The following is a 12,938-nucleotide window of genomic DNA, read 5'->3' as shown; positions in this document are numbered from 1 at the left end:
AGGAGCTGATGTATGGACTTTATCATCGACGCAATCGTTGAATGGCTGAAAGGTCTGCTCGTCGATGGTATCATGGGAAATCTGGATGGCCTTTTCGATAACGTCAATCAGAGCGTTGGCGAGATCGCCACACAGGTAGGCACGACCCCGGCGGACTGGAACGCCGGGGTCTTTTCCATGATACGACAGATCTCTGAAACTGCCATCCTGCCAATCGCCGGGGTCATCCTCACTTTTGTAATGACTTATGAGCTGATACAGATGCTCATAGAACGCAACAACCTCCATGAAGTTGACACATGGATGTTTTTTAAGTGGGTGTTCAAAACCTTTGTGGCTGTGATGCTCCTGACGAACACCTTCAATATCGTGCTGGCGGTCTTTGATGTGAGCCAGCATGTGATACAGCAGTCAGCGGGCATTATCCAGAACGGGACAGAGATCACGCCGGATGTGCTGGACAGTCTGCGGACAGAGCTTGAGGCGATGGAGTTAGGTCCTCTGTTCGGACTCTGGCTACAATCCTTCCTGATCCAGCTTACCATGATTGCCTTAAACATCGTGATCTTCGTCATCGTATATGGCCGTATGATTGAAATTTATTTACTCACAAGTTTAGCGCCTATCCCGTTTGCCACAGTCCCCAACAGGGAAACCGGACACATGGGGCAGAACTATTTCCGCTCCCTCTTTGCAGTAGGCTTTCAAGGCCTATTGATTTTAGTCTGTGTCGCCATCTATGCGGTGCTGATCCAGAGTATCGCCACCGACGGCGACCCCATCGGGGCAATCTGGGGCTGTGTGGGATATACGGTGCTGCTGTGTTTTACCTTATTCAAAACAGGCAGTCTTGCAAAATCCATCTTCGGCTGCCATTAAGAGACTTCGGGCCATGCTGACCCGAAGCGGAAAGGAGGCGGTATGCCTCGGCGTTACAAACAGGGTGCGGACGGACAGCCGCACCCGGCTTTCTACGGAAAGCTCCCCGAAGAATTTTCTAAAGCAGACACCAGGCGCTTTATGGTGGAAACCGATCTGAAACTGTCCGGGTGCGTATCGGCGGACACGCTGGCGGCACTCCGGGCGGAAGGCTATGACTACAAGGACGGGAACCTTGTTCCCGCCGGAAAGGAGGAAACCATGCAGGAAAAGGTTGCAAACACCACCCCGGCCGCACCGTTGAAGCTGGATGTAAGCGTGCGGGTCATCGAACCTGTGAAAAATCTGATGGGCTTTGCCAGCGTGAAATTCAATGACTGCTTTGTGGTGGAAAATCTGAAAATCGTACAGGGCAGCAAGGGCCTCTTTCTTGGGATGCCCAGCCAGCCGGACGGCAAAGGCGGCTACCGGGATATGGCCTACCCTGTCACAAAGGAGTTCCGAGAACAGCTCAACACCGCTGTTCTGCAAGCCTATGAGGCAAAGCTGGAACAGATGGCGGAGCGCGGCTCTGTGGGGCGTGCGTCCATCAGCGACCAGCTCAAAGCCGGGAAAGCGGCTGCCGAACGGGCAAAGGCGGAACGGCCTCCGAAGGAAAAGCCCAGCCGTGGGACGGAGCGTTGACCTCGGGCCATAATGGCCCGAAGCAGAAAGGAGGCGGGAACCATGCCACGCAAACGGACGGGCTATGACGCGGCCTGCTATTACGACGGAAAACTGCTGGGCCTCTGTACCAAAGCGGACAGCGACGCCTATACCCTGTTGATGAACGCCTGCGGCGGGGAGGCCGCCCGTGTCCTTCGGGAATATGCCTATTTTTCCCCGGAACTGAAAGCCATCTTAGAAAAGGCAGCGCTCATGCAGGCGGATCGGAGCCGGACGGGCGGAATGTTCCATGCGCCGAAAAACTCCCCGTGGGGCGAGGTGCAGAGCTGTGAAACCCTCTGTCCGGGGGTGTTTCTGGTATCTACCGCCAGCCACGGCGGAACGATGGTGGCAAATGAGGTAGCCGCCGTCCTCGCCCCAGCAGCGAAAAAGTGCGGCTTCAAGGACAAGGGCTATATCTGCTATGAGGAGGACGCACAGGAAAGTGTGGTGCTCCGGGAGTTGCTGGACAAAAAGCTATGGAACATCCCTGACCGCATTAAGGACAAAGAACAGTTTGAAGAAAAACTCAATCAGTCCATCCGGCAGTATAACCCCGAATACTGGCGGGCAAGGCAGAGCGGACGCAAGGCCGCCGAAGCTGCCCGCAGTACAACCCCGGCCAAAGAAGCCGCAAGATAACCTCGAGCCATGATGGCCCGAAGCAGTAAAGGAGGTGTACCCAAATGGCCTATGTGCCAGTACCAAAAGACCTTTCCAAAATCAAGACAAAGCTGGCCTTCAATCTGACGAAGCGCCAGCTTGTTTGTTTTTCCGGCGCAGCGGCGGTGGGGCTCCCGGCCTACCTGCTTTCCCGTGACAGTATCGGGAACAGCGCCGCCATGTTCCTGATGATCGGCCTCATGCTCCCGTTCTTCTTTCTGGCTATGTATGAGCGGGACGGCCTGCCGTTGGAAAAAGTGCTGAAAAACATCATCCGCACCCGGTTCCTCTATCCCCGTGTGCGGCCTTACAAAACCGAAAACTTCTATGCGCTGCTTAGCGCCAGAAAGGAGGCGCAGCCAATTGCGAAACAGCAGAAGGGCCGGAAAGCCCGCAGGCAGAAAGCCTGAAAAGCAGGGCCTTACCGGCCTGTTCACGAAAGGAAAAAACATTCCCACCACCGCCCAGCAGACCCTCCCTTACCGGGAAATGTACCGGGATGGGGTGTGCCGGGTAGCGGACCGCTATTACACCAAAACCATTGAATACGAGGACATCAACTACCAGCTCGCACAGTCCGAAGATCAGGCAGCCATCTTTGACGGGTGGAGCGCCTGCCTTAACTACTTTGACAGCAGCCTTCCGTTCCAGCTTTCCTTCCTCAACCACCGGAGCCGCCCGGGCAGCCGGTACAGCGTGAACATCCCCATGCAGGATGACGATTACAACAGCGTCCGGTGTGAGTATGTGGAAATGCTGGAAAACCAGATCGCCAAAAGCAACAACGGCATTGTCCGCACAAAGCTCCTGACCTTCGGCGTGAACGTGGACGACCTTCCCACCGCCAGGGCAAGGCTGGAACGTGTAGAGGCGGACATTTGCGGGAACTTCAAAAAGCTGGGCGTCAAGTGCCGCTCCCTTTCGGGGCTGGAACGGCTGGAGCTTCTTCACGGGCAGCTCCACCCCGGCAGCGGCTCCCCCTTCCGGTTTTCATGGGATATGATTCCAAAAACCGGGCTTTCCACCAAAGACTTTATCGCCCCGGACAGCTTCGACTTCCGTTTCAGCCGTCTGTTCCGGGTGGGGACGACTTGGGGCGCTGCCTCTTACTTGCAGATTTTAGCCTCGGAGCTCTCGGACAAGCTGCTGGCGGAGCTTTTGGAAATGGATGCGGAAATGACCATCACTCTCCATATCCAAACCGTCGATCAGGCCGCCGCCGTAAAATCCATCAAGGCCAAAGTCTCCGACATTGACAAGATGAAGGTGGAGGAACAAAAGAAGGCTGCCCGGTCCGGGTACGACATGGACATACTTCCACCCGACCTCGTAACATACAGCAACGACGCAAAGACCCTCTTGGAAGATTTACAGAGCCGGAATGAAAGAATGTTCCTGCTGACCTTCCTTGTGGTAAACATGGCCCCGACCCGCCGGGAGCTGGACAATGACCTGTTCACGGTGTCGGGTATCGTCCAGAAATACAACTGCACCTTGAAGCGGCTGGACTTCCAGCAGGAGGACGGTTTTCTTTCCAGCCTTCCGCTGGGCCATAACGGCATTGAGATCAAGCGCGGCATGACGACCAGCTCCACGGCCATTTTCGTTCCCTTTATGACGCAGGAGCTCCGCATGGATGGCGAAGCCGTCTATTACGGGCTCAACGCACTTTCCCATAATGTCATCATGGCAAACCGGAAAAAGCTCAAAAACCCCAACGGCCTGTTCCTCGGCGTGCCGGGCTCCGGCAAATCCTTCGCCGCAAAGCGGGAGCTTGTGAACGTGTTCCTTGCCACCCGTGACCGGATCATTGTGGTTGACCCGATGGGCGAATACTCGCCCCTTATCAAGCGGCTGGGCGGACAGGTCATCGAGATCGCCCCGGACAGCCCCCACCACATCAACCCGATGGACATTGATTTGAGCTTCGACGAGGAAAACCCGATGGCGCTGAAAGCCGACTTTATCCTATCGCTGATGGAGCTGATCGTCGGCGGCAAGGACGGCTTGCAGCCGGTGGAGCGTACCGTTATTGACCGCTGTGTGCGCCAGATGTACCGGGAACACTTGCAGAACCCGGAAACAAGCAAAATGCCGACCCTCCAAACCCTGTATGACCTGCTCTGTTCCCAGCCGGAGGGCGAGGCGGTACGGCTGGCAACTGCCCTTGAAATTTATGTGTCGGGTTCTCTTAACGTGTTCAACCATGAAACCAATGTGGACTTGAACCGCCGTCTGGTATGCCTTGACTTAAAAAAGCTGGGGGCAGGGCTTCGGACGATTGCCATGCTCATTATGCAGGACTTGGTAAACTCACAGGTGTCCATGAATTTCCTGCGCGGTATCGCTACATGGTGCTACTTCGACGAATTTCATGTGCTGCTCCGTGACCGTCTGACGGCAAGCTATTGTGTGGCGATCTGGAAAATGCTGCGAAAAAAAGGGTGCGTTCCCAGTGCTTTAACGCAGAACGTGAAGGATTTTCTGGCAAGCCCGGAGATCGAGAATATCTTTGAAAACTCGGACTTCCTTGTGCTGCTCTCGCAGGCACAGGGCGACCGGCAGATTTTAGCCAAACAGCTTGGGATCAGCCCCCACCAGCTTTCCTATGTGACCCATACCAATTCCGGCGAAGGGCTGCTGTTCTTCGGGAACACCACCATCCCGTTTGTTGACCGTTTCCCGCAGAACACGGAGCTGTACGCCATTATGACCACCCGCCCGGAGGACAAAAAACAGGAAATGAACCGGGCATAACGCACTTCGGGCCATGATGGCCCGAGGTTTGGAAAGGAGGGATACATCATCGGAAAGAAACCGGACAAACGGAATTTTCAGAGGCCGGGGCCGACGGAGGATACCGGGGGCAATCGCCCCGAACCGGCTGAACGGGAAGGGCCTTCCCCCGCACCGTCCCGACGCCTGCGGTTTGAGGACGAGGATACCGGGCAGGACAGTCCTTCGGGCCACGATGGCCCGAAGTCCAAAAGCGGTAAGTTTCAAGAGGACAGCCGGAAAAGCCGTCCCTCTGACCGCATGAGGCAGGAAGATGAAGCGGGCGGGCCGCAGGATACCGGCAAGGCACAGGAGCCGGAGGGCTCCGCCGAGAAGGCCGGGAGCAAAAAGGACAAGTACCAGAAAGCACAGGCAAAAGCGGAACACGCCGGGGAAAAGCTGGGAAAGGCCCGGGAGAAACTGGACAAGACCGAGGCAAAACGGGCAGCGAAGAAGCCGCCGGGGCTTGCGAAGAAAGCTGTTCGGGGAGCCCGCACCGAAGCATGGTTTTATCTCCACAACAAAATCCACGAAGTTGAGCATGAAAATGTGGGTGTGGAAGGAGCCCATAAGTCGGAACTTGTGGCCGAGGCCGGAGCCCGGAAACTGACCCGGTATGCCAAACGGAGATACCGGGAGCACCAGGTCCGGAAGGTGGCAAAGTGGGAACGGAAGGACATAAAAGCCCGGGCCAATGTGGATTTTCAGAAAATGGCCTCCGAACACCCGGAGCTTGCCAGTAATCCGCTTTCCCGTGTGCAGCAGAAATGGAAACTGAAACGCCGGTATTCCAAAGAAGCAAAGGCGGCTGCAAAACAGGGCGCAAAGGCCGCAAAGAAAACCGCTGCCGCTTCGGGAACTGCGACCCGGCGGGCGGCGCAGTTTGTGACCCGTCATCCTGTGGCGGTGCTGGTCCTGCTCCTGCTGTTGCTGCTCTGTTTTCTTGTGTCGGCGGTAAGCTCCATCTTTCCCACGCTTGGCAGCGGCCTTGCCAATGCGTTATCCGGCACCTCCTACGCCTCGGAGGATACGGACCTGCTGGGGGTGGACGAGGACTACACGGCGCTGGAAAACGAGCTGGCGCAGACGGTAGCGAACATTGAAAGCACCCATCCCGGCTATGACGAGTACCGCTATTCCGTGGACGAGATCGGCCATAACCCCTATGAGCTGGCGTCCTATCTCTCGGCAAAGTACCATGTGTATTTCCGTGAACAGGTGCAGGACGAGCTGCGGGAGATCTTTGAGGCACAGTATGAGCTGACCTTGACGGAGGAAGTCGAGATACGCTACCGCACCGAAACCAGCACCGACCCGGAGACCGGGGAAACCACCACCGAGGAAGTCCCCTATGAGTATTACATCTTAAATGTGACCCTCACAAACAAAACGCTGCCCGCCGTGATCCTGCCGAGGCTTAACGAACAGCAGCGGGAAATCTACACCGTTATGCAGCAGCTCAAGGGCAACAAACCCTATCTGTGGGAAGGGATTTACAACGGCGGCGAAGATACCGGCCCCAGCTATGAGATACCCGGCGAGGCGCTGGATGACCCGGCTTTTGCGGCGCTCATGGAAGAAGCCACAAAGTACATCGGCTGGCCCTATGTGTGGGGCGGCTCCAGCCCGTCCACCTCCTTTGACTGTTCGGGCTTTGTCTGCTGGGTGTACACGGCCAGCGGCGTCCACAACCTGCCCCGTACCACGGCGCAGGGCATTTACAACCAGTGTGCTATCATTTCTCCCTCCGAGGCAAAGCCGGGCGATATTATCTTTTTCACGGGAACCTATGACAGCCCCGGCCCTGTGTCCCATGTGGGGATTTATGTGGGCGACGGGATGATGCTCCATTGTGGGTCCCCCATCCAATACGCAAATATCAATTCAAGCTACTGGCAGACACATTTCTATGCCTTCGGGCGTCTGTGAGCCAGAGGAAAGGAGTCCTTGCATGAACAAGATCGACAAGCTCGATAAGGAACTGGAAAAAGCCCGGGAGAAGGCTGCCGAGTGGCAGGCCAAAATCCGGGAGCTGGAAAAGCAGAAACAGGAGGAAGAAAACAGCCAGATCGTACAGGCGGTGCGCTCCCTCAAACTGACACCCGCCCAGCTTATGGCTTTTCTGAATGACCCCAAAAACAGCCTTACCGCTTCGGGCCATACTGACCCGAAGCCGGAGGCGCCCGAAAAGGAGGACACAGCCCATGAAGAAAACTAAATACCGCAGGCTGGCGGCGATAACTGCCAGCCTTTTGTGTTGCCTGATCTTTACGGTCCCGGCTTACGCCCAGAGCAATGAGCCGCAGCCCGAGGCCACTCCCGCTCCGGTGGAAACCGAAGCGGAGCCGGAAACCCAGAACCCCTTTACCCCGGACGGGACGGGAACCGTGGTGGACAACGCCACCGACGAGGACGGTAAAGAGTTTTACACCATTACCACAGCAGACGAGAGCGTGTTTTATCTGGTGATCGACAAACAGAAAACCAGCGAGAACGTCTATTTCCTCAATACCGTTACCACAGACGACCTTCTGCCTCTTGCCGAACAGGGTAAGGAACCGCCCAAAGAAGTGACCCCGGAGCCAGAGCCAAAGCCCATCGAACCTGTGGAGGAAGTACCGGAACCCGAGCCGGAGAAAAAGGACAGCCCCCTTCTCTCTATGCTCCTGATCGGCGCGGTGGTGCTGGCCGGCGGTGGAATTGGTTACTATTTCAAGATTTACAAGCCGAAGCATGAAGCCCCGGATTTGGAAGATGATTACTGCGAATATGAGGACGGGGAGCTGGAGGAGATCGCAGAGGAACCCGAGGACGAAGATACCCCGCCGTGGGAGGAAGATACGGAGGAATGAGAATGAATTTTACAAGCAGCCCTTTTGAACGAATGATGAAGGAAGTACCGCACCCCGGCTGGGACAATGACGACCCTTGTAAGGGATGCCGTTATTACAAGGAGTGCAAAGGAAAGAAAAAACAGTGCCGGAAGAAGTTCCGGGCGCTGATCGTGGAGCCCCGCCCTTCGGGCCATCGTGGCCCGAAGTCATAAATGGACGCCCGGGAGCTGACCCGTGACGAGAAGAAGAAAATCCGCACTCTGGTCACGGGGATGTGCGCCAACTATGACCGGGAAAGCGGCCTGTGCCTTCCTCTTGACTGTGCCTGCTATATGCTGCACAAGTGCTGGACAGGGGCGTACTGCCGTTATTTCCGTGAAGCTGTCCTGCCTCTTAACCCGGAGCTTCAAGCGTCGCTGACAACGGAAGGCATCTCCCCGGAGCTGCGGGCCTGTGCGGTCTGCGGAAAGGCGTTTTTGCCCGAGGGGCGTCAAGCCTACTGTTCCGACACCTGCAAGGCCGAAGGGAACCGCCGAAAAAGCCGGGAACGCATGAGGAAAATGCGGGAGAAAAGACCGGGCGGCTGTTACGATTTGCCGCCTCCAAAGGCTTGACATTCCGGGCTTTTTTGAGGGTGTTTCCGGGGTGGGAATATCTTATTACATTCCTCCTCGGTCTGCCCTCTTATTTCGTAACATCCAGCACTTCGGGTCATGTTAGCCTGAGGCACAGAAAGGAGGTATCTCTTGGAGACAGTACAAGGATATGTGATTTTGAAAGCTGCCACCTTTGAAACCGGACACGGCTTTGCGCTGGGGCATAATCCGGGAGCGCCGAGCCCCTTTGTGACCTGGCAGTTTACCGAGGGGGAAAACGACCATCGGGATTACTACTGGGGCCGCTATGGAAACAGTCAGGCGTGGGCGCAGAAGGACTTTGACCGCCGGGTGGACGACTATCAGCAGCTTTACCATGCGGCAGTCAGGCATACCGAACTGGGACCGGAGGGCGTTTACCGCTATTATTCCACCCAGCGGCCCGTGGACATAGGAACTTACCCGAAGTCGCCGGATAACCAGCCTCTTTCCATCGTCAACTACGATGACGACAGGAGGCGTCCTGTGGCAGACGGCAGGCTGATGGCATGGGGCGAACTGACCTACGCAAAGCCGCTGACCGAAAAGCAGATGGAGGATTATGAACTGAAACCAGCACCGGGCAATCCTGACCGGGTGCGCCCATCCATTACCGCCCGGCTCAAAGAAGGAACCAGAGGGCAGGACCCCCCGAAGGAGCCCGGCCAGAAGCGGAGCCATAAAAACCATGAGGAACGATAAAGGAGGATCGCCATGCACGAAAAAGACAACTATCTGAAAACCGCCGAGCTCTCCACAGAGCAGAACTGCAACATGATCGACGGCGTACCCAACAATACGCCCATCCCACCCACGCCCCCGGAGCTGGACGCAAAGCCGCTGGACAAGGTAAAAGAGCCCAAAGAGCGCCGGAAAGGCCGGGAGCTGGAACGCTGATGGAGAACCGCAAGCGGAATGTCCATCTGCACGTCATGGTAACGCCGGACGAGCTGGCAGCCATCCATGAACGGATGGCTGAGGCGGGCATTTCCAACGCCGGGGCTTATGTACGGAAAATGGCTCTGAATGGGTATATCCTGCACATCGACCTTGCGCCCGTAAAAGAGCTGATCTCTCTGCAACGGCGCTGTTCTAACAATCTCAATCAGGTTGCCATACACGCACATACCTATGGCGTATACCCGGAGGAAATCGACGGATTGAAGCGGGACTATGAAAAGCTGTGGGGCGAGGTGTCAAAGGTGCTGCGGGAGCTCTCCGAGCTGGTACAAAAGTAGAATAGGAGGGATAAAAGTCGTACGACTTTTATCCCTCCTATTTTTATAGGTATTTTGTTTTCATCAAATCAATTATATCTTCACTACTGTATCCTTTAAGTGAAAGCTCTCGTATTTCGAGTAAATACTTTTCAAAAGTTAATTTCCCTTCAACCAGTATTCTTTTTGTTGAGGCAAAAACATTAAAAAACTCTGTGTATGACATGGTAAGGGTAGTTACTTTATCGAACATCTTCTCAATCTCGCTGGAGATATTAGGAGTTCTTGGTTGCTTGTTATAGCAGTACGCATAGAAACCGTAGTAAATTTCACAGCAAGAAATAATATCAGTTTGACAAACGCTTTTGATTAACTCGATTACATTGATAGCTTCTTCATATTCGCCGGTAATAACTTGGCGAAAGGCCAAATATCGAATGACTTCACTTTTATCCAATATAGATAGCTGATTGTATTTTGTCGTCGTGTGAGAAATAGCTTTTAGATGTTTGTAGATTCTATCATGGTCTTTGATGTCTAATTTACAAGCAGCTTGGCTTAATATTACTTCTTGCTTTGCCGCTAATCTTATAACAGAAACATAAAACACAATTACAATATATGCTAAATATAAAATGACAAATAAAGTAATATTGGCCTTTTCCCAATCAATTGAGTAAATCGTTAGTACGCCTAATACAAAGCTGAGTGTTGTTTCAGAAAAGCTTTTTGTGCTGACATAAATACCTATCGAAATTAAAAGGATAAGTAATCCTAACAAGTATGTAGTAGAAAATCCTTCTGACAGGTAGCTTCGTATACCTAAATCTACTAAATAAATTAACACCAAAAAAAGGACAGGCATTTTCTTAAATAGCACTTGAACCAAATTTTTTAGTGCCCGAAACGCTTCAAATAAACTTCTGCTTTTTTTCAAGCCTTATCCCCCCTTTTTTGGAAAATTATCCATAAGTATCTTAAACACTTCTGGTCCTGATATACCATATTTGTTTCCAATGTTCCATAACTCTGTTTGAAGCTTTTCAAAGGAAATATCAAATGGTATATCACCTAATTTGTTCATCATAATTTTGCAGTCCATTAAAATCAACTGCTTTTGTGATTCTCGCACATCCATCACCCCTCTCTCGCACACTGATTATACAATATTCTTTCTGATGAAACAATGGCTTTTAACCATGATGGCCCGAGCCTCCGGGACAGGTTTCGCTATTTATTCGCAACATTTATGTCCCTAGGCAGGCATGGTAAAATGAAAATAGAAAAGATAAAGGAGGTTTTGAAGATGAAGATACTGCTGAAAATATTGGTCGCTCCCTTTGCTTTGGCGCTGTCCCTTCTGGCGGCTCTGCTGGTGTTCCTATTTGATATTTGTGCCGTCCTGCTGACGATTGCCTCTGTGATCCTAGCGGTGCTGGGTGTCGCTCTTTTTTTCACGCCGACACCCATAGGCGGGATTGTATTTCTGTTTCTTGCTTTCCTTCTTTCGCCGTATGGATTGCAAGCGGCGGCTGGCTCCCTTCTTTGGGCGCTGGACGGAGGCAAATCCGCTCTGTATCGGTTTCTGGCAAGTTAAACAGCTTCGGGCCATGATGGCCCGAAGTCGGGGCGGTCTGAATGGGTTGCCCTTTTCTCATGGAAAGGAGGGATGATTTCTGGCTACCACAACTTTGTTACAACGCCATGCGGGTGAAGGCGAAACGATTGCCGAGGCCATCCGGGATTGTCTGGACTATGGCAAGGACCCGGAGAAAACAGAAAGCGGAAAGTATATCTCCGCTTATGAATGTGATCCGGCCACCGTGGCGGACGAGTTCCTTTTGGCAAAGGCCAGCTATGCCGCAATGACGGGCCGGGAACAGAAGAAAGAAAATGATGTGCTGTGCTATCAGATACGACAATCCTTCTATCCGGGCGAGATTACCCCGAAGGAGGCAAACCGTATCGGCTATGAGCTGGCTATGCGCTGGACGAAGGGGCGGCACGCTTTTATCGTTACCACACATACCGACAAGCAGCACATCCATTGTCACATTTATTACAACTCCACCACTCTTGACTGCACCCGGAAATTCCGAAATTTTTGGGGCTCCAGCTTTGCCCTCCGTAGGCTCTCTGACAGGCTGTGTCTTGAAAACGGGCTGTCCATTGTGGAGAACCCGAAGCCCCGGAGCAAGGGTAAGTATCGGAATTATGGAGAATGGCAGAAAGAACGAAAAGGGCCGCTTTCCTATCAGGACAGGCTGCGCCTTGCCATTGATACTGCGCTGGCGGAACGCCCCGCTGATCTGGACGAATTTCTCAATCTGATGAAGCGGGCCGGATATGAGGTCAAGACGGTTCGGGGCGGCGGTATCAGTTTCCGGCTGACCGGGCAGGGACAGGAACGCTTTACCCGTCTGCGAGCCTCCACGCTGGGGGACGGCTACGACTTGCAAGATGTTCTGGCCGCCATTGAGGGCAAAGAAAAACGCCCCGGGCGCTCGGAGCGGAAAATCAGTCTGGCGGTGGATATTCAAGCAAAGCTGGCTGCCGGTAAGGGGCCGGGATATGAACGCTGGGCGAAGGTATTTAACATTAAGCAGATGGCCGCCGCTCTTGCCTATATACAAGACAATGGCCTGACCGATTATGAGCAGTTGGCGCAGAAAGCCACCGAGGCGGCAGACCGTTTCCATGCTATTTCCGAACAGGTCAAGCAGACGGAACAGGCCATGAAAACCAATGCCGGGCTAAAGGCCGCAACGGTTCAGTATGCCAAAACCCGCCCAGTCTTTGAGCGGTATAAGGCGACGAAGTACAGCCGGAAATTCCTTGCGGAGCATGAGGCCGACCTTGAACTGTACCGGGCTGCACAAGCGGAAATGCGCTCTCTGCTGGGCGGGGCAAAGCTCCCCAAAATGGATGTGCTGAAGGAAGAAGGCCGTAAGCTCACAGCAAAGAAAAAACAGCTCTATGGAGAATATCAAAAGGCACGACGGGATATGCAGGAGATCGTCACGATCAAGGCGAACATTGATACTCTGCTGGGCTACACCGAGCCGGGCAGAAAGCATGAAAAGGAGCGTTGAGATTATGAAAACAAGGAGCAAAGCGACGCTGACACTTCGGGCCATGTTGGCCCGAAGATACGGGTTTGGGGCGAGCCCCAACAAGCCGCCTTTGTGCCACTTGTGGCCACAGAGGCATTGCTTGCCACTTAGCGGCAG

17 protein-coding genes are annotated in these 12,938 nt (G+C 53.8%); 15 read left to right on the top strand and 2 right to left on the bottom strand.

The window, feature by feature from the left end:
• Nucleotides 1–12: 12 nt before the first annotated feature.
• From ABCM67_RS11210 to mobC, 13 genes are all read left to right on the top strand, one after another.
• Nucleotides 13–879 carry a CD0415/CD1112 family protein gene (locus tag ABCM67_RS11210; protein ID WP_342992871.1) on the top strand — a complete coding sequence of 289 codons (867 nt, stop codon included), beginning with the start codon at nucleotides 13–15 and terminating at the stop codon, nucleotides 877–879.
• A gap of 42 nt (nucleotides 880–921) precedes the next feature.
• Entirely contained in the window at nucleotides 922–1,563 is a 642-nt protein-coding gene (locus tag ABCM67_RS11205; protein ID WP_342992870.1) for a septation protein SpoVG family protein, read from the top strand.
• 9 nt (nucleotides 1,564–1,572) lie between these two features.
• Nucleotides 1,573–2,226, top strand: a complete 654-nt coding sequence (locus tag ABCM67_RS11200; protein WP_342992872.1) for a hypothetical protein — start codon at nucleotides 1,573–1,575, stop codon at nucleotides 2,224–2,226.
• 44 nt (nucleotides 2,227–2,270) lie between these two features.
• Nucleotides 2,271–2,657: a PrgI family protein gene (locus tag ABCM67_RS11195; protein WP_016306500.1), complete on the top strand. Its 387-nt coding sequence runs from the start codon at nucleotides 2,271–2,273 to the stop codon at nucleotides 2,655–2,657.
• A 79-nt stretch (nucleotides 2,658–2,736) separates the two neighbouring features.
• On the top strand, nucleotides 2,737–5,004 hold the full coding sequence (locus tag ABCM67_RS11190; protein WP_032512341.1) for a DUF87 domain-containing protein: 2,268 nt from the start codon (nucleotides 2,737–2,739) through the stop codon (nucleotides 5,002–5,004).
• Between the two features lie 279 nt (nucleotides 5,005–5,283).
• Nucleotides 5,284–6,951, top strand: a complete 1,668-nt coding sequence (locus tag ABCM67_RS11185) for a C40 family peptidase (RefSeq protein WP_009901643.1) — start codon at nucleotides 5,284–5,286, stop codon at nucleotides 6,949–6,951.
• Nucleotides 6,952–6,973: 22 nt separating this feature from the next.
• On the top strand, nucleotides 6,974–7,240 hold the full coding sequence (locus tag ABCM67_RS11180) for a DUF4315 family protein (RefSeq protein ID WP_005927622.1): 267 nt from the start codon (nucleotides 6,974–6,976) through the stop codon (nucleotides 7,238–7,240).
• Nucleotides 7,227–7,874, top strand: a complete 648-nt coding sequence (locus tag ABCM67_RS11175) for a DUF4366 domain-containing protein (RefSeq protein WP_342992869.1) — start codon at nucleotides 7,227–7,229, stop codon at nucleotides 7,872–7,874. Before ABCM67_RS11180 ends, ABCM67_RS11175 begins: the two co-directional genes overlap by 14 nt.
• Nucleotides 7,871–8,068 carry a hypothetical protein gene (locus ABCM67_RS11170; RefSeq protein ID WP_005927616.1) on the top strand — a complete coding sequence of 66 codons (198 nt, stop codon included), beginning with the start codon at nucleotides 7,871–7,873 and terminating at the stop codon, nucleotides 8,066–8,068. Before ABCM67_RS11175 ends, ABCM67_RS11170 begins: the two co-directional genes overlap by 4 nt.
• A complete protein-coding gene (locus tag ABCM67_RS11165) occupies nucleotides 8,069–8,470 on the top strand; it encodes a cysteine-rich VLP protein (RefSeq protein WP_074048887.1) in 402 nt (133 codons plus the stop codon). It abuts the gene before it with no gap.
• Between the two features lie 132 nt (nucleotides 8,471–8,602).
• Nucleotides 8,603–9,193, top strand: coding sequence for a hypothetical protein (locus tag ABCM67_RS11160; protein ID WP_009901650.1), 591 nt, complete (start codon nucleotides 8,603–8,605; stop codon nucleotides 9,191–9,193).
• Nucleotides 9,194–9,205: 12 nt separating this feature from the next.
• Entirely contained in the window at nucleotides 9,206–9,388 is a 183-nt protein-coding gene (locus ABCM67_RS11155; protein ID WP_003500078.1) for a DUF4316 domain-containing protein, read from the top strand.
• On the top strand, nucleotides 9,388–9,729 hold the full coding sequence (gene mobC / locus ABCM67_RS11150; protein WP_009901652.1) for a plasmid mobilization relaxosome protein MobC: 342 nt from the start codon (nucleotides 9,388–9,390) through the stop codon (nucleotides 9,727–9,729). The genes ABCM67_RS11155 and mobC overlap by 1 nt, the downstream gene beginning before the upstream one ends.
• Before the next feature lie 43 nt (nucleotides 9,730–9,772).
• Here mobC and ABCM67_RS11145 read toward each other — a convergent pair whose 3' ends face one another.
• Together ABCM67_RS11145 and ABCM67_RS11140 are read right to left on the bottom strand one after the other, a co-directional pair.
• Nucleotides 9,773–10,645 carry a hypothetical protein gene (locus ABCM67_RS11145; RefSeq protein WP_009901654.1) on the bottom strand — a complete coding sequence of 291 codons (873 nt, stop codon included), beginning with the start codon at nucleotides 10,643–10,645 and terminating at the stop codon, nucleotides 9,773–9,775.
• A 3-nt stretch (nucleotides 10,646–10,648) separates the two neighbouring features.
• Nucleotides 10,649–10,795, bottom strand: coding sequence for a hypothetical protein (locus tag ABCM67_RS11140; protein ID WP_155245099.1), 147 nt, complete (start codon nucleotides 10,793–10,795; stop codon nucleotides 10,649–10,651).
• A 219-nt stretch (nucleotides 10,796–11,014) separates the two neighbouring features.
• Here ABCM67_RS11140 and ABCM67_RS11135 point away from each other — a divergent pair, with 219 nt between their 5' ends.
• Nucleotides 11,015–11,305 (top strand): CD1845 family protein, encoded by a 291-nt coding sequence (locus ABCM67_RS11135; RefSeq protein ID WP_009901657.1) that lies wholly within the window; start codon nucleotides 11,015–11,017, stop codon nucleotides 11,303–11,305.
• A 79-nt stretch (nucleotides 11,306–11,384) separates the two neighbouring features.
• Nucleotides 11,385–12,800 (top strand): relaxase/mobilization nuclease domain-containing protein, encoded by a 1,416-nt coding sequence (locus tag ABCM67_RS11130; RefSeq protein ID WP_027643550.1) that lies wholly within the window; start codon nucleotides 11,385–11,387, stop codon nucleotides 12,798–12,800.
• The last annotated feature ends 138 nt before the right edge of the window (nucleotides 12,801–12,938 follow it).

The sequence above is a fragment of the Blautia sp. 2227st1_G12_2227SCRN_220401 genome (assembly GCF_039062885.1).
Classification (GTDB): domain Bacteria; phylum Bacillota; class Clostridia; order Lachnospirales; family Lachnospiraceae; genus Blautia_A; species Blautia_A fusiformis.
This window is presented reverse-complemented; position numbering and strand designations above follow the sequence as displayed.